The organism is Simiduia curdlanivorans (assembly GCF_030409605.1).
GTDB lineage: Bacteria > Pseudomonadota > Gammaproteobacteria > Pseudomonadales > Cellvibrionaceae > Simiduia > Simiduia curdlanivorans.
This window is the reverse complement of record NZ_JAUFQG010000006.1, coordinates 452,900-470,083: the sequence shown is the minus strand read 5'-3', so window position 1 is coordinate 470,083 and position 17,184 is coordinate 452,900. Positions and strand designations below refer to the sequence as shown.

The window sequence follows — 17,184 nt, the reverse complement described above, 5'->3', positions numbered from 1 at the left end:
GCGCACGCAGTGCGCGAACATTGAACGCCTTGTTGTAAGCTGGACGTTAGTTGCTGCTACAAAGTGAAAGCTTTTACGAAAACCACACTTAAACTTTTACTTCAACGCGCGGACTTGATGGAACTGTAGCCAAGCGCGAAAACCATTCTGTAAAAATCAATTTCTATTAACACTGCGATAAATTTAGCACAGTAGTGAAACCTACGTGAATTTTCAGCACTCGACCACAAGTTAGACCGAACGGCAGGTAATGTAGTAGAAACTGCAAACGCTTTTATTCGCAACACTAACCAAGTGCGATTACAAAACTAAAATATTACCTTACAACAGCATTATTCAGTGTCTTGGAGGCGTAATATATTACGCCTTCGAGGCATATATCCAGAGCGGAACCGGCGTGCCAGCCCTAACTCCCCCTTTAATTTCAAGAAGTTACCATAAATTCAAAAATCGGGCGCAAAATAATGCGCCTTGGAGGCATATATCAACGGGGCTTCCTTAGGCGGTTTGATGTTTCGGGTGTGCGGTGCAAAATAGGGTGGGGGGCTTGTGGGGCGTGACTACTTTTGGTGGTGGGGCGATAACGGCTTGGATGTGGTGAAGAGGGCCTCGTACAATGCGTCGTTATTTGGGTAGCTGCAGAACGGCAGACTCTCCTAGGCCGTCCTGACTAGTGGTAGCTTTGTTGCTTCTCGGCAGTGAATTTGAGCAACACCCTCCTAGGCCATCCATGGCCTCCGGGTGTACGACCGCCATGGAAGGCGGAAGTGCATAAAATGCAGGAGCAATTTTATGCACTACATCCCAACGCCACACCCTCTTAGGCCGTTCATGGGAGCTTTGCTGCTTCTCGGCAGTGAATTTGAACAACACCCTCAAAGGCCATCCATGGCCGTCGGGTGTACCTACATCCTGTAGGCAAAAAAGGCAGCCCTAGGGCTGCCAAATGTGCGGAACTTTAAATTTTTTGTAGCTTGTAGGGGCAGGCCATCCTGCTTGTGGCTTGTGGCTTGTGGCTTGTGGCTTGTAGCTTCCCTAACCCTGCTAAAACTCCATCTCTGGCACCACCTCCGGCACTACCAACTCGCCGGCGGTAAGCTTAATAATCTCATCCACGCTAACGCCCGGTGCGCGTTCTTTTAGCCAGAATTTGTTGTCGGCAATTTCTATATACGCCAAATCGGTAACAACTTTTTTGATGCAGCCGGCGCCGGTTAGGGGCAGGGTGCAGTTAGTTAGTAATTTCGATTCGCCGTGTTTGCTGGCATGGGTCATGGTGACGATGATGTTGTCGGCACCGGCCACCAGATCCATGGCGCCGCCCATGCCCTTGATGAGCTTGCCGGGGATCATCCAGCTGGCGATGTTGCCGGCCACGTCTACTTCGAACGCGCCTAATACGGTTAAATCTACATGGCCACCGCGAATCATCGCGAAGGACTCGGCGCTGTTAAAAATGGAGGCGCCTTTGATGGTGGTGACGGTTTGTTTGCCGGCGTTAATTAGGTCGGCATCAATTTCGGCCTCGGTGGGGAAGGGGCCCATGCCGAGTAAACCGTTTTCCGATTGCAGCATCACTTCCATTCCCTTAGGCACGTAGTTGGCCACTAAGGTGGGGATACCAATGCCGAGATTGACGTAGTAACCGTCTTGTAATTCACGCGCTACACGTTGCGCTAATTGTTCGCGAGTTAAAGCCATGATTATTCTCCTTATGCGCTGCGCACGGTGCGTTGTTCGATGCGTTTTTCAAAGCTGCCTTTGATCACGCGATCCACATAAATGCCGGGCGTATGAACCTGGGCTGGGTCTAAATCGCCGGGCTCGACAATTTCTTCCACTTCTACCACGGTGATTTTTCCAGCGGTTGCGGCCAGTGGGTTAAAGTTTTGCGCGGTATGGCGGAACACGAGGTTGCCATAGCGATCGGCTTTCCAAGCTTTCACAATGGCGAAGTCGCCGGTGATGGATTCTTCCAGAATGTAATTTCTGCCGTTGAATTCGCGCACTTCTTTGCCTTCACCCACCGGTGTACCGTAGCCGGTTGCAGTGTAAAAAGCTGGAATGCCGGCGCCGCCGGCGCGCATTTTTTCCGCCAAGGTGCCTTGTGGCGTAAGTTCAACTTCCAGCTCGCCGGCCAGCAGTTGTTTTTCGAACAATGCGTTTTCGCCCACATAAGAGGAGATCATTTTTTTGATTTGCCGGTCTTCTAGCAAAATGCCCAAGCCGAAGCCGTCGACGCCGCAGTTGTTCGACACGATGGTCAAACCCTTGGTGCCCATTTTCTTAATTTCGGCGATCAGATTCTCGGGGATGCCGCACAGGCCGAAGCCGCCGGCGATAACGGTCATATTGTCTGTTAACCCTGCCATAGCTTCTTGATAGCTATTGACCACTTTGTTAAACCCGCTCATGGCGAACTCCTGTGTCCTGACTGTTGTTATTGGTATCTGGTTTGGCAATGCCCAATGCTTAACGCTTCATTGCGCGCTGGTGGCCGCTGCGTCCAAGTGACTCACTGGTCGGTGGATTTGTCTAGCATGAGCGGTTACCATATATTTATCAAATTTAAAGAATTAACCAATTGATAAATTAAATTGAATAATAGCCATGAATATCACGGTTAAGCAATTACGCGGCTTTTTGGCTGTGGCGCAAACGCAAAGTTTTGCCGAGGCCGCGGCCAGTGTGCATTTGAGCCAACCGGCTTTGAGTATAGCCATGAAGAACCTAGAGGCAGAGCTGGGTGGCCAATTGTTCGCCCGCACCACCCGCGCCGTGGCGCTAACGCCCGAGGGCGCCGATCTCTTGCCCCAAGTGCAGCGCTTATTGGCCGATTGGGAGTGCGTGTTGGCCGGTGCCCATCAGCGGTTTGCGCTGCAGCGCGGGCGCCTGGCTATTGCGGCTATGCCGTCTTTTGCCAGCACCGAGTTGCCCGCCGTACTACTCGCCTTTCGAGCGCAATTTCCACCTATTACTATTAGCGTGCAGGAGGTGATTGCCGAGCAGTTGGTGGAGCAGGTGCAGGAGGGGCGCATTGAGCTGGGGATTTCTTTTGACCCAGGTAATCAAGCTGATTTGAGCTTTACGCCTTTGTTTAATGATCACTTTGTCGCTGTTTTTACGCCCAATCACCCCTTGGCGGCCAACAAAAAACTTCATTGGGCGGCTCTCTGCGCACATCCTTTTATTGGTTTACAGCGGCCGTCGAGTTTACGCGAGCTGATCGAGCGCCATCTCGGCGCCTTGGATTTAAGCTTAAATGTTGAATTGGAGGCGAACCAGCTCGCCACCATCGGCCGCATGGTGGCGAGTGGCTTGGGCGTTAGCGCCGTGCCTCAGCTTTGCGTGCAACAAATGAGCGAATTGGGGTTAGTGTGTGTGCCTTTGCAGGCGCCGGATATTACCCGCCAAGTGGGCATTATTACCCATGCGAGGCGGCCTTTGTCGCAAGCGGCTCTGGCCATGATTGAGGTGTTTAAAGTGCACTACCAGGGGCAGCCGATCTAAACCAATGGCTAAAGAAGGTGTGAATATGGCTTGGCGGTTTGGCCGCTGCGCTAAAGTTTGATCTAACCTAACCTATAATTCAGGTTTTACTGATTTTACGATGTGTCGCCCTTTGGCAGTCTCTGTCTTTTGTGGGCCTTAATAGAGGAATTCGTCATGTTAGCGTTGAAAAATCCGGCATTGTTGCGCGGCCAGTCATACATCAATGGCCAGTGGGTCGATAGCGATAATGGCGAGACGGTTCCGGTTTTGAACCCCTCCACGGGCGCCACCATTATTGATATCGCCAGCTGTGGCGTCGATGAAACGCGTCGTGCCATCGCCGCAGCCGAAGCGGCCATGCCCGCCTGGGCGGGTAAGCCGGCCAAAGAGCGGGCCAATATTTTACGCACTTGGTACAACTTGATATTGGCTAATCTCGATGATCTGGCGTTGATTTTGACCGCAGAGCAGGGCAAGCCGCTGGCCGAGGCCAAGGGCGAAATTATTTACGGCGCCAATTACATCGAGTGGTTTGCGGAAGAAGCCAAGCGTGTTTATGGCGACATCATTCCCGCGCCCTCTGGCGACAAGCGCGTTGTGGTAGTGAAGCAGCCGGTGGGTGTGGTGGCCTCCATTACCCCTTGGAACTTTCCCAATGCCATGATCACCCGCAAAGCGGCGCCGGCCTTGGGCGCTGGTTGTACCTTTGTCGGCAAGCCTGCCACTGAAACGCCCTTGTCGGCCTTGGCGCTGGCGGTATTGGCCGAGCAAGCCGGTATTCCTGCGGGCGTGTTCAATATGGTGTGCGGTAAGAGTTCGCGCGCCATCGGCGGTGAAATGACCAGTAACCCCATCGTGCGCAAAGTGACCTTCACCGGTTCCACCCCCGTGGGTAAGGTGCTGATGGCTCAGTGTGCGGAAACCGTTAAGAAAACCTCCATGGAATTGGGTGGCAACGCGCCGTTTATCGTGTTTGACGACGCCGACCTCGACGCCGCCGTGAAGGGCGCTGTGGCATCGAAGTATCGCAACGCCGGGCAAACCTGTGTGTGTTCTAACCGCATGTTGGTGCAAGCCAGTGTCTACGACGCCTTCACCGATAAGCTCGCCGCCGCGGTAAAAGAATTAAAAATGGGCGATGGCCAACAGGCCGGCATCAACCTTGGCCCAATGATTAACAATAAAGCGGCTAACGACGTGGATGCCATGGTGCAAGATGCACTAACCAAAGGCGCGGTGGCGAAACTCGGCGGTAAAAAATCGAGTTTGGGAGCCTGTTTCTACGAGCCCACCATTTTGACCAACGTTAGCATCGATATGCGCGTCTTTAGCGAAGAAATTTTTGGCCCGGTGGCGCCGATTTTTAAATTCGAAGACGAAGCCGAAGCCATTCAAATGGCGAACGACACCGAGTTTGGTTTGGCGGCTTATTTTTACACCCGCGATATCGGCCGGGTATGGCGCGTTGGCGAGGCCTTGGAGTACGGCATCATCGGTATAAACGAAGGCATTATTTCCAATGAAATGGCGCCCTTTGGTGGCGTTAAAGAATCCGGCTCTGGCCGCGAGGGTTCCAAGTACGGTATGGAAGATTATTTGGAAATTAAATATATGTGTATGGGCGGTTTAGATAAATAATTCTGCCGGAAATTCTAAAGCCCCGCGAGGGGCTTTTTTTATGTCTGCCTTTTCTGTTTTGTGCAATCAAGTCTTGCGCTTTCTGCTTCCGATCGACGTGTTTGTATCGGTGTTTTCATTGTTGTAAAAGCACTTGGTAATGACTGACATCCCGAATTGTTAAATTCTTGTATCCGCTCATGTCATCCTGCAGGCATTTCGTTCGAGCTGAGTTCATTGTTTGATTATTGTTCAGTTGATCATTGGGCATTTTCCCATTGCCTTCGTCTTTAGCTACAGAGCTCGTCAAAGATCTAAGTGAAGTGCTATGTGAAGTGCTAAATAAAGAGCTATGTGAAGCGCGAGGTGTTGATCTAAGTGTGAGATGTTAAGCGCGAGTGCCATTTTCGCTGGGCGGCGATTCTGTTGATCAATAGAAATAAATTGATAAAGAAAAACATTTATACGATTATCCCTGCCTACAACGCATAGGGTTTAGCGGGCACGTGAGTGAGTGCAGGGCGCAGAGGCTCATAAAAACAATAAACCAGTATTACGCGATCAATATGACCGATAACCTTTTTTACTTTGGCCAATGGCAGGTAAACCCCAAGGCTAATAGCCTGCGCCATGGTGCAACCCTGCGCCAGCTAGAGCCCAAGGCGATGGATGTGTTGCGGTTTTTGTGCCAAAACGCCGGTGAGGTGGTTAGCGCCGACGCTATCGTTGAAGCCTGCTGGCCCAATACGCCCATGGGCGATAACCCCATTCACAAAGTTATCACCCAGTTGCGCAAAGCGCTGGATGACAATGCGAGCAACCCCACCTATATAGAAACGATTCGCAAGCGCGGTTATCGCACACTGGCATCTATCACTCACCCTGTGGGTCACCAAGCCAATGCTCAAAGCGAGGCTTGGCAGGGCGGCTCGCCGTTTCCGGGTTTACGCGCTTATGAAGCCGACGACGCGCGGGTATTTTTCGGTCGCAGCCAACAAATTGCCACCTTGCTCGATCGCATCACGCAACAAGTGGTGTTTGGCCGCGCCTTCTGTTTGGTGCTGGGCCCCAGCGGCAGCGGTAAATCTTCGCTTATCAACGCCGGTATTTTGCCCAACCTAATGACCGAGGCCGGCCACGAAGGTATTGGTGTGGTGTCGGCCACGCGGCTCGATTTGGCCGACGTGACCAGTGGCAATTTGTTTTTACACATCGCCAGCGGCATGCTCGACTGGGAGGTTAACGAGCAACCGGTATTCGATGGCTTCAGCGCTGGCGCATTGGCCGAGTTACTCGTGGCAGAACCTGAACAAGTTATTGCGCGCTGTAAAGCCGCTTTGTCTTCAGCCGCCTATGACAAACCGCTGTTTGCACTCTTTGTCGATCGCTTGGAAGTGCTACTCGCTTCGCCTATTTTTTCCGATGCCGAGCGAAAAGCGGCGAATGCACTGATGGAGCAACTCGCGAGCTCCGGTGTGATTTTAGTCTTGTGTGCTTGCCGCAATGACTTTTATCCGGCGCTGGTGGCGTTTCCGAGTTTAATGGCGGGTAAAGCCAGTGGCGCCCACTTCGATTTGGCTGCGCCCAGCCGCGCTGAATTGCTACAAATGATTCGCCTACCTGCGTTAGCGGCGAATTTAACCTGGGGTTTAGATGCCGCCAGCGGTTTAAGCTTGGATGATTTGCTGGCGCAAGAGGCAGCCGATAACCTCGATGCGCTGCCCTTGCTGCAATACACCTTGCAAGAACTGTATTTACAGCGCAGCCCCGATGGCGAATTGTTGATGGAGGTGTTTCATCAGCTCGGCGGTATTGAAGGCTCGATTGGCAAAAGCGCCGAGCAGCTGTTAAGCCAATTACCGAAAGCTCAACGCCAGTGCCTGCCCAGTATTTTATCGCTCTTGGTTACCCTGAGTGCGGATGAAAAAAATATCACCAGCCGCGCCGCGCGCTGGCACGAGTTGAGTGCTGAGGCGGAAAGAACGTTGGTGCAAGCCATGGTGGAAAATCGCTTATTTGTCTCGCACCTACAAAATAATGAACCCTGCTTTAGTCTTGCGCACGAAGCCTTGTTGCGGCGTTGGCCGCGCGTTACCGAGTGGATTGAGTACCATCGCGACAGCCTGAAAGTGCGCAGCCGCTTGCAAATACAAACCGAGCGCTGGTTGGACGAACAAAAAAGCGCCGAGCTATTGCTGCCCGATGGCAAGCCGCTGCTCGAAGCGCAAACCCTGTTGGCGACAAAGGTATTTAGTCTGAGTGCGACTGAGCTTGCCTTCATCGCCGCATCTAGCCGGCGCTCAATGCTAAAAACGTGGCTTAAGCGCGTCACGGTTATGTCGCTGCTTGCCTTGACCTTACTGGCCGGCTTTATGACTTACCAAAGTATCCAGGCGCAAAATTTGGCGCAACAAAAGCGCGCAGAGGCGGAAAGCTTGTTGGGTTTTATGGTGGGTGATTTTGCCGATAAATTGCGCAGCGTTGGTCGCATGGATTTGTTAGACGGTATTAGCAACAAGGCGCTGGAATATTTTAGTCGCAATGTTGATGAGGGCTTGAGTTTTGAAGCGCGTTTTCAGCATGCGCAAACCTTGGCGGCCATGGGCGAGGTGGCGCAGTCGCGCAATAATATCGACGAGGCGCGTCAAGCCTTTGCGCAGGCCAATCGCGTGGCAAAAGCCTTGTTGATGCAGCACCCTAGCAATAGCGAGTTATTGACCCTCGTTGGCGCCAATGCGTTTTGGCTGGGGCAGATTGCCTACAACCAACATCAATGGGATGAAGCGCGTAGCCATTTGGAAGATTATTTAGCTTACAGCTTGCAGCTATTTGAGCTCGCGCCGGATTCAGTCGATGCCTTGCGCGAAGTCTTCTACGCCCACAGCTCGCTCGGTGCCCTAGAGGTGAATAAACATCGCTATGTGGCGGCTAAGAAAAGTTTTGATCGGGCCTTGAGCTTAAGTGCGAAACTTCTAAGTCTGCAACCCAAAGATCCTCAAACCATCGCCGATCACAGCGATACCCTATCTTGGTTGCGCAGAATATCGCTGGCCCAAGGGGATATTGCCCAGGCGAAAACATACATCGAAGATATTTTTACCTTGCTCGATCAACCGGACATTCAAAACTCCTACAACTTTAATAGCCGCAACGATCTTGTGATCGCGTTGCGCAATTATTCGCGCCTACTGAAATGGCAGGGCGATAGGGAAGCCGCGCGCTTGTACGCTGAAAGAGCCTATAAGCTTGCCCACGTGATTGCCTTGGAAGATCCGAAAAATAGCCACTGGCAGCAATCCAAGGATACCCAGCTTAATTTGCTGATTAGTTTGCAGAGCGACACTGGGTTTACCTGGCCCACGGATCTCGCGTCCCTGCTCAAGGGTTTGCCCGACATGCCGCAAGAGACACCGGGCCAGCAGGAGATTTATGCGGAGCGGCTGTGGGAGTTAATCGATCTCTTTGACCGCGTGAATAGTCCGCAATTAGCGCAGCCGCTCGCCAAGCAGTTATCGGCGCTATTGCCCGAATTGAATCAAAGCGATGAATACCTGCTGGGTATTCAGGCCCAACTGCTCTTGCTGGCTCAACGCAATGGTTGGGACCCACAAGGCTGTGCCAAGGCCTTTGATCGCTTGAAAGCGATCAGTGACGTCAACCTTTCACCCAATGTTCAACAACCCTTTAGACAATCTCAACAGTGTCTAACTTTTTAGGAGCAACACCATGAGTACTATTAATGTCAGTGTTACCGTCTCGTTAAGCGGCGGATTTACCTATGCCGGGCCGGGCGTCGGTGTAGACGGGAGTATCGACGTGACTGAAGCGTCGAGCTTGGTTTACACCCTGCAGAACGCGGAACAGATGGTGTTTATGCATCCGCTATTGAGTGTTACCTCACCCTCGAGCTCAACGCCACTGGATATCACCAATGTGGTTTTTACCAATGGCGGTAAGACTATGACCCTGACCGATGTGGATAGCCATACCGAAACCATTTGTATGCAATTGCAGGTTCAGCTCTCAGACGGCAGCGTTATCACCAGCCCAGACCCAAAAATTCGCGATACCAAACCGCAGTAATCGTTGATATGGCAGCCGCGCAAGCGCGATGGCGTGGCTGCCTTGTACCGCCCTCGTATTAGCTTTCATCGAGCGCCATTTCTCAGGGGTGATCAATCTCAGAGGTAACCAATCTCAGGGGTGACCAATCTCCGAAGTGACCTATCTCAGACTATCTCAGAGGTGACCTATCTCAGAGGTAACCAACGCGGCGGCCATCAACATGCCTAAGCGCTACCTTTCCTCCAACGCTATCTTGCGGGTTCACGTTGATAGCGTCGGCCGGGTAATGGATCGCGTTATGTGACCCGAAGCGCCTGATCGCGGCCCTCTCTGACCTCGTTTTGCTCGCTTAGCTCCTACCTGAATCCGCCTTCAAGGCGCCAAAAAGCTTGCTGATCACACCCAATGCAATCTTTTTTGTTGAAATAAAGCACATAAAAATCAATAGGTTAAGAATCAGAAGGTTACCGGAAGGTTTAAAAATGCCGGCCTCTCTACAGTTCACCCTAAGCGAGCATCGACTTGCACACGATAAAATTATTAGGGATGAACAGTATGAGTATCACACGCACCTTAGCTGGATTAAGCCACCCGTTGGCGCTGGTAACCGGGCTGGCGCAGGCCATGTCGAGCGACCAAAACCTGAATGAAAGCGAAGAAAAGGTTGCCGCTTTCCCCAGTCGCCATCGCAATGCGCCGGCGGCGCAAGTGGGCGACGAGCACTTTGAGGCGCTGCGCGTGGTGCTGAATCATGTGACCGAAGCCATATTGATGGTCAACGCCAGTGGCGTGATCGAAATGATTAACCCGGCCGGCGCGCAGCTCATTGGCGCGCCGCGTGAAGCGCTGATTGGGCAGACTTGGACGCGGCATCTCAGCCGCCCCTACAAGGCAGAGTACGAAGCGCTGTTTGCCGATTGGCGCAAAAGCAAGGAGTCTCAGCTCAACCACGGGCCGAAGGAGGTACTCTTTAAGCGTATGGACGGCGAGTTTATCGAGTGCGACCTGTCTTGGTCTTGCCTGCCGGGCGAGAAGCCGATGTTTATCGGTATCATTCACAACCTAACCACCCACAAGGCGGAGTACCGGGAGCTTAGGCGCCTTGCCAGAACCGATTCCCTGACCGGCTTGGCAAATCGCCGCGCCTTTGACGAAGTACTGCAGCGCAACTGGACCGACGCCGTTAATCACAACCTACCGCTCAGCGTGATTATCATCGATGTGGATTACTTCAAGCATTTTAACGACCAATACGGCCATATTCAGGGTGACTACTGCCTGCGTAAAATTGCCGAAGTGATTGAGCAGGCGCTGCCCTCGCGCCGTTGCTTGGCGGCCCGTTACGGTGGCGAGGAGTTTGCGGCTATATTACCTGGCTGCACCGCCGAGATGGCTGCGACTATTGCGCGCCAGATTCAAAAGCGAGTCAAACAATTGAATTTTTCCGACCAAGGTTTATCGAGCTTGGTGCGGGTGACGGTGAGCCAGGGTATTGCATGCGAACACCAACACCAATTTCGCACCGCCACGGCGCTGTTGTGCTCCGCCGATACGGCGCTCTACCGCGCTAAATCCGCTGGCCGCGACGGCGTGAATTGCGCCTAATCGCCCAGCGTTTACTTGCCTGCCACGCAAATCCCGCAGCTATTTTTTAGCGGACACTAAGAAGTAGCTGTAGTGCTGGCGGTGCAAACCTAAAATAATGCCGTACATGGGGGCCAGAAAATGGCCCCATTGGATGCGGGTATCGCCAGTGCTGCGGAAGATTTTGTTGAAAAAATATTTCAGTGAAATCCAAGGCACAAAACCAATACTGGGCGCCACTCGCCAAGCGGCGTCTTCCACCACAATATCCTGAAAGCCGACGCTTTTCATGGCCGCGACGAAATCCTCGATATTGGCAAAATCCTCCAGTGCCCAACCGTCGCATACCTTACGGTAGCAAGCCTTGAACAGGCGCGAGGTCTGTTTGGTTTTAGTGAAGCCGTCGGCCACCACTAACCGGGCACCGGGTTTCAGGGTGCGGTAGGCCTCGGTTAAAAAGGCTAATTTATCTTTGCCCTTGTCATAACAGCTGCTTTCAATGGCGTAGGCACCGTTAAAGTGGTTGTCTGGCACCTGTTGGCGGCGATAGTCCATGAGTTTGAAATGCAGTTTATGCGCTTGTGGGCTGAGGCTGCAGCGCGCTTTGGCTTGATCCACTTGGGTGGGCACAATGCTGATGCCAGTGACTTCGGTATGGGCGAGATTTTCTACGCAGTAGCGAGCGCAGCTACCGACACCGCAACCCAAGTCAATCAGGTGGTTATCCTGCTCGCGCTTGAGTTCGAGCCGATTCAGCACTTCGCGATTCATTTGCTCCAACATTGTTTCTAAATTGAAAGGGTTTAAGCCCCAGCGGTAGTAGCCGAAGTGCATATTGTAGTTTCGGCTCCAGGGCTCGTAGTCCATACCGGCTTCGACATAATAATTAATGATATCTAATTGCGGTTTATGCGCTTGGTCGATAGCGGGCAGTGCTAGGGGGGCTGCGGGGCAGGGCTTGGTCATTGTCGTCTCCTTGCGCGCCTTGCGGCTTTCGGTGATTGACAGAGTTAGAGTACGCTATTACAGTAATTTCTGTAAAGACAGAAATTACTGTAATTTTCGGCTAGCGTGATGCAGCCTTGCTTAGTCGACTTAGGTCAACTTAGGTCGGGTTAGAGCAAAGATCTGGCTAGTGGCGCGGGGCAACCGGTGGTTCGTTTTAACGCCGATATGCCCTGAAATTTAGTGAATGTGTGCTAATGACGTCATTCCTGCAATAGATGTCAGTGGTGCAATAACAGCAACCAAGGTGATAACGATGGACAACCCAAGCTTTCAATTAACGCCACTAATGCAGCGCTATATTTTGCATTGGGGCGAGATGGGCAGTCGCTGGGGTGTGAATCGCACTGTGTCGCAAATACATGCATTGCTGTATTTATCGCCCGAGCCATTGAACGCCGAGCAAATTACTGAGTTGCTATCGGTGGCGCGCTCCAATGTCAGCAACAGCTTAAAAGAACTGCAGAGCTGGGAGTTGGTTAAGGTGACCCATGTGATGGGGGATAGGCGCGATCATTTCAGCGTGGTGGGCGATACCTGGGATACTTTTTTTACCATCATCGAACAGCGCAAGCGGCGCGAGTTAGACCCTATTATGACCATGTTGCGGCAATGCGAGGTGGAGATGGGGCAGGACAAGCAAACCTCGGCCCATGTGCGAAAAAAAATCACCGAGATGCACACCTTTCTCGACGGTATGTTGCAGTGGTATGAACAAATTGCCACCTTGCCGCGCTCATCGCTTTTGGCATTAATTAAAATGGGTACTAAGGTAATTCATTTTTTGCCCAAGAAAAAGGCGAAATAATCGTTCAAACGCTGGAGGCTGGCCATGCAAAGATTGTTCTATTCCTGGTTGTTAGGGCTGGGTGTGGCCCACGCTGTTGGCGGGGTTTTATTGATTTTTTTGGTCGATACCGCGCTGGTAAAGCCCTATCTCGATTACTTGGCGTACACGGTATCTGGCCAGGATGTTCATCAGCCTAGCGTGAAAGTGTTGCTTTCACTCTTTGGCCCAACCGTGGCCAGCTGGGGAATTTTATTTTGTTTGGCCGTGGATTATTACTACACCAGTGGCAAGGCACAAATTAAGTGGTTGAGCTTCGCCGCAATTTTTGTTTGGCTGTTATTGGATTCGACAATTTCGGGTATCCATGGGCTTTATTGGCACTGGTTTATTAACGGCTTTGTGGCAATCGCCCTGGGTTTGCCGCTTCTGTTACTGCGCCCTCGTAATGTTGCATCTTGGTAATGTTGCGCCCTGAATTACTATGCCCACCTTGTAATAACCCCCTGTTTTAGCGGCCCAAGTGATAGCGCCTCGCGTTGTCCAGGTTAACGCTATAACGGCTCGCTGTTGCTGCAGCCTAAGTTGGCAAGCAACGCATAACCTATTGAACAATGTTTGTGCTGGGCCAGCCCTTGGCTAGCGCTTGTTGCCTCGCAAGTATCGACCTTCTCTGGCATTTTTCGCGCCGGGCCGTCAGTTTTCTCGAATGGGTTCGGGTAGGCATGCGTTGCGTGCGTACCTCGTCGTTTGGCTAGATTCGGGGTTAGCCCCTAAATTTGGGCGCCCAATATATCTGATTTTATGGTTGACACGCTTGCCTCTCTTGATTAAGTTTTCTGCCGCCTTAGGTATAAAAACCCATTAAGCGGACTTTGAATGGCGATTTATTGAGCTGCAGTCACACAGTTTAGCGATAAATGCCGATTTCTCATTGGAATTGATCTGATCAATTTTTGGGGTAAAGTTCAGCAAAATTATAAAAATAATGACAGGAGACAATGATGTCACAGAAGAAATTATTAGCTTTAATGCTAATTGCCGGCTTGTTGAGTGCGTGTGGCGGTAGCGGTTCCGAATCGACACCAACACCAACACCAACGCCGACGCCAACGCCAACACCGACACCGACGCCGACACCAACACCGACGCCGACACCAACGCCGACACCGACGCCGACACCGACGCCGACACCAACGCCCACACCAACGCCCACACCGACGCCGACACCAACGCCGACACCGACACCGACGCCAACGCCAACACCAGCCGGCAATTTCGCACGCGGCACTGTAGGTGATAACGACACGGTACCCGCGGTTGTCTGCACCGAGACTTTTACCAGTGTGTCGTCGCTAGAAGACGCCGCCACGACGAGCCTAGCTGCCGGCACTACCCTGTGTTTGGACGATGGCGATTACAGCAATTTGGAATTGAACTTTGGCGGCATCGGCACTGAATCGGCGCCGATTGTGGTTGCGGCAAAAAATCCTGGCGAAGTCGTCATCGGCGGCGAATCGAGTGTTCGCATGAGCGGTGAGTACGTCACGCTGCAAGGTTTTATCTTTAAGGACGGCACCAGTGGCAGCAGCGATTTCTTGCAGACCCGCGGTAATGATTCAACGCCGTGTAACCACTGCCGTATCACCGAGAATGCCATTATTAATATGGACGAAGGCGAAACCGACAGCGGAAAATGGCTCAATATTTACGGCCAATACAACCGTATCGACCACAACTGGTTCTCGGGCAAAACCGCGCCTGGTGCGCTGTTGATTGTCGATCGCTATGTGGCGAGTGGTAACGACCCGCTGTTAACCGATCCAGATTACACGCAAATTGATCACAACTATTTTGGCGATCGTCCACCCATTAATGGCAAAGCCTATGCTGAAAGTGGCGACAATGAGAATGAGGGTATTCGCATTGGCACCAGTGATTCGCACATGGCAGATTCCTTTTCCGTGGTCGAGCATAACTTTTTCGAAGCAATGCAGGGTGAAGCGGAAGTTATATCGAACAAATCCGGCAGTAATCGCATTGAGCACAACACTATCCGCAATAGTTATGGTTCAGTGACAACCCGCCACGGTGCCAAGACGATTATCGCCAATAATTTTATATTGGGCGATGACCACCCTTATGCCGGTGGTTTACGCATTATTGACGATGGACACACGGTGATTAATAACTACATTGCCGGTGCCCGCTATCAAGATACAACCCACCATGGCGGTATCGTCTTAATGGGCTCAGACGGCTCAACCACCAACGGTTATCAGCAGCTTACCAATGTGTATGTGGCCAATAACACCATTGTCGATAGCGTCAACAGCTTGAACGTAGATGGCGGTGGTAAATCGACCAATCCGAACACGGTATACCTGTTAAATAATATTATTGCCGATGCCATTGGCCCGGTAATTACTCAGGCTGCCGATGGTTTACCGGCGACCTCTACCATCGAAGGTAATATCGTTTTTGGACAGGCGTTTTCCGACAGCGATGCATTGACCAGTGCCAGCGGCATTGATTTTGTCGATGCGAAACTCGCGCCCGATAGTTTGGGTATTTACCGCGCCAGCGTTGATAGCCCGGATTTATCCGCGGTTATTGTGTCGACCATCGGCAGTTTTGCTAGTGTCGACACAGATATGGATGGCCAAGCCCGCGCTGTTGATACTCAAGCAGGCGCCGATCATGTCAGTAGCGATAGCGTTTTGCGTGGTTTATTAACGCGCGACGATGTTGGCCCCATCAGCTACCGCCCACCGGTGACCGAACTGCACGTGGCGCAAGTGGCTATTGCCAATCACGATTTCGATGCGTCGGCGTCTAGCTGGACCTTGCTCAATGCGGAAATCACGGAAGATGCAGCCGAAACCTTTTCGCGTAAAAAGAGCGTTAAGTTAACGGCGGCGGATTCGCGCGTGTCTCAGCAAGTGACCTTAACCCCCAATACCGACTACACCCTAACCGCTTTCGTTAAAGGTTATGGTGTTCTTGCGGTGGATGTCGGTGGTGTGGTGACCAGTACCGAGATGAACTCAACCAACAAATACAAGTTGACCAGCGTTAGCTTTAACTCGGGCGCTGCCACCAGTGCGACGATTTATGGCGCCAAAAACACCAGCAGTGTGGTAAATAGTGTGACCATCGTCGATCCAAATTTTACCAGTTACCAGGGTAATACCGATGATGTGGATTGGATAAACACCGAAGGCACGGGTATTGGTAGCGCCGAGCGTTCCAGCAATTCTGCCTCTGGCGCCGACGGTTCCGTCAAGCTGCGTTACAAAACTGCCGCCGACGTGGGTGAGCCGAGTGTGCATCAGGTGCTAACCGGTATTCAGCCCAACACAGAGCACACCTTAAGCATGTATGTGTTGGAAAAATCCTCGAGCTTTTCTCCCACCATAACCATGGGCGTGTATGGCGAAGACGGCACAACCGTTGTCGCCAGTAAAGTGGTGGATTACGAGGCCTTGGTTGCCGCGGGTGCTCCGAGCGGCGACGACAGCTTTCGCAAAGACAGTTTGACCTTTAACTCAGGTGCCAACACTGGTTTAACCATTTTCGCCAAATACAATGTGAATAATATTTACAATGGCGGCGGCGGTGTCGAAGGTGATTCCAACTCGGATGTGCGCGTGGATGATGTGGCTTTGACCTATCTCGGTGCGCCTCCGGTCGACAGTGTTGCCCTGTTTGACAGTTTTAGATTGGTTTCACATTGAGTCTTTGTAGGGGCTTCGCTCCCTAGATCTTTGGGCTGGCGCTCGTTATGGCCGGCCCTTTTTCATTGACGACAAATAATCTTCCAATGCCCTCCCTATGAAAGGTTAGGTTTAACATTAACCTGCAATTGTCCCGTCGCTTTATCCCCGCTGATGCTAAGTTCCAGTGAATGCCCAATCAAAGAGCTTGCTTTAAGCACTCAAGTTAATAACCAAGATCCAAGGTTGAATGTGAGCGCGGCGATAGAATAAATATTGCCGGGCGTTGGCAGCTTGGGCTTTACTGTTTGTGAGCGAAGGAGGCTTTGGCATCGGTTAAACGCCTTTATTCTATGTTGGCAGGCTGGCCCTGAAGGGCCGCCGTCGAGCTTCATGGGTGAGGCAAGCCTTTGCAATACAACCTATTGCGTGCCACTAAACGCCGCCAAATTATGCTTGGTGTCTGGGCCGAAGGGTGTTCACGCGTTCCCGAAATATCTGCCCTTTTTGCCGCGTGCGATCTGTGTCATGCGCGACTTCATCGGCCGTCTGAGAGCCTTCCCTAGGCTCTTTTTTATGCCTGAAAGTTTCCCTGCTCCCGGCTTTATACGCTATGGTTAGGCTCAGTTTGAACCCTTGCTTGAGGTGTTAGATTCATGCCAATCTCTTGTCAGGCGCACGACTATGTTGAAATCGTATGCATGCGAGCGTCAAAGGTGCATTTGCTACTGCATTCCGGAGCGCAAGTGATGGGTATAGCGGAAGATATTACTCGTGTGGGCGGCATTGAGTGCCTTCAGGTAAAAACACAGGCGGGTGCTGTTAACGTCGATCTCACAAGGATCAAAACGCTCGAGGCCCGAGATAACCTCGTTAGCGCGCACAACTTTATCGTGCAACTCAGTAGCGAATAAGCCA

12 protein-coding genes are annotated in these 17,184 nt (G+C 51.9%); 9 read left to right on the top strand and 3 right to left on the bottom strand.

Annotation, left to right across the window (positions count from 1 at the left end; all coding sequences use genetic code 11):
• Positions 1-1,044 precede the first annotated feature (1,044 nt).
• Positions 1,045-1,701, bottom strand: a complete 657-nt coding sequence (locus QWY82_RS15930; RefSeq protein ID WP_290264345.1) for a 3-oxoacid CoA-transferase subunit B — start codon at positions 1,699-1,701, stop codon at positions 1,045-1,047.
• 11 nt (positions 1,702-1,712) lie between these two features.
• Complete coding sequence (locus QWY82_RS15925; protein WP_290264343.1) at positions 1,713-2,414, bottom strand: CoA transferase subunit A; 702 nt, start codon at positions 2,412-2,414, stop codon at positions 1,713-1,715.
• Positions 2,415-2,610: 196 nt separating this feature from the next.
• On the opposite strand from QWY82_RS15925, the gene QWY82_RS15920 reads away from it, so the two are divergent.
• The 5 genes from QWY82_RS15920 to QWY82_RS15900 all read left to right on the top strand — a co-directional run bounded on the left by QWY82_RS15920 (position 2,611) and on the right by QWY82_RS15900 (position 10,779).
• Positions 2,611-3,510, top strand: coding sequence for a LysR family transcriptional regulator (locus tag QWY82_RS15920; protein WP_290264342.1), 900 nt, complete (start codon positions 2,611-2,613; stop codon positions 3,508-3,510).
• A gap of 156 nt (positions 3,511-3,666) precedes the next feature.
• On the top strand, positions 3,667-5,130 hold the full coding sequence (locus tag QWY82_RS15915) for a succinate-semialdehyde dehydrogenase (protein ID WP_290264340.1): 1,464 nt from the start codon (positions 3,667-3,669) through the stop codon (positions 5,128-5,130).
• Positions 5,131-5,675: 545 nt separating this feature from the next.
• Positions 5,676-8,825, top strand: a complete 3,150-nt coding sequence (locus QWY82_RS15910; protein WP_290264339.1) for an nSTAND1 domain-containing NTPase — start codon at positions 5,676-5,678, stop codon at positions 8,823-8,825.
• A 10-nt stretch (positions 8,826-8,835) separates the two neighbouring features.
• Positions 8,836-9,192 carry a DP-EP family protein gene (locus QWY82_RS15905; protein WP_290264337.1) on the top strand — a complete coding sequence of 119 codons (357 nt, stop codon included), beginning with the start codon at positions 8,836-8,838 and terminating at the stop codon, positions 9,190-9,192.
• 537 nt (positions 9,193-9,729) lie between these two features.
• Positions 9,730-10,779: a sensor domain-containing diguanylate cyclase gene (locus tag QWY82_RS15900; RefSeq protein ID WP_290264336.1), complete on the top strand. Its 1,050-nt coding sequence runs from the start codon at positions 9,730-9,732 to the stop codon at positions 10,777-10,779.
• Positions 10,780-10,818: 39 nt separating this feature from the next.
• Here the strand turns inward: QWY82_RS15900 and QWY82_RS15895 are convergent, their stop codons facing one another.
• Positions 10,819-11,724, bottom strand: coding sequence for a class I SAM-dependent methyltransferase (locus QWY82_RS15895; RefSeq protein WP_290264334.1), 906 nt, complete (start codon positions 11,722-11,724; stop codon positions 10,819-10,821).
• Between the two features lie 295 nt (positions 11,725-12,019).
• Here QWY82_RS15895 and QWY82_RS15890 point away from each other — a divergent pair, with 295 nt between their 5' ends.
• The 4 genes from QWY82_RS15890 to QWY82_RS15875 all read left to right on the top strand — a co-directional run bounded on the left by QWY82_RS15890 (position 12,020) and on the right by QWY82_RS15875 (position 17,180).
• The gene (locus QWY82_RS15890; protein ID WP_290264332.1) at positions 12,020-12,571 is read left to right on the top strand and encodes a GbsR/MarR family transcriptional regulator; all 552 of its coding nucleotides are present in this window, start codon (positions 12,020-12,022) and stop codon (positions 12,569-12,571) included.
• Between the two features lie 24 nt (positions 12,572-12,595).
• Positions 12,596-13,015, top strand: a complete 420-nt coding sequence (locus tag QWY82_RS15885) for a hypothetical protein (RefSeq protein ID WP_290264331.1) — start codon at positions 12,596-12,598, stop codon at positions 13,013-13,015.
• A gap of 539 nt (positions 13,016-13,554) precedes the next feature.
• Positions 13,555-16,287, top strand: coding sequence for a polysaccharide lyase 6 family protein (locus QWY82_RS15880; protein ID WP_290264329.1), 2,733 nt, complete (start codon positions 13,555-13,557; stop codon positions 16,285-16,287).
• A 635-nt stretch (positions 16,288-16,922) separates the two neighbouring features.
• Positions 16,923-17,180 (top strand): Rho-binding antiterminator, encoded by a 258-nt coding sequence (locus tag QWY82_RS15875; RefSeq protein ID WP_290264326.1) that lies wholly within the window; start codon positions 16,923-16,925, stop codon positions 17,178-17,180.
• The last annotated feature ends 4 nt before the right edge of the window (positions 17,181-17,184 follow it).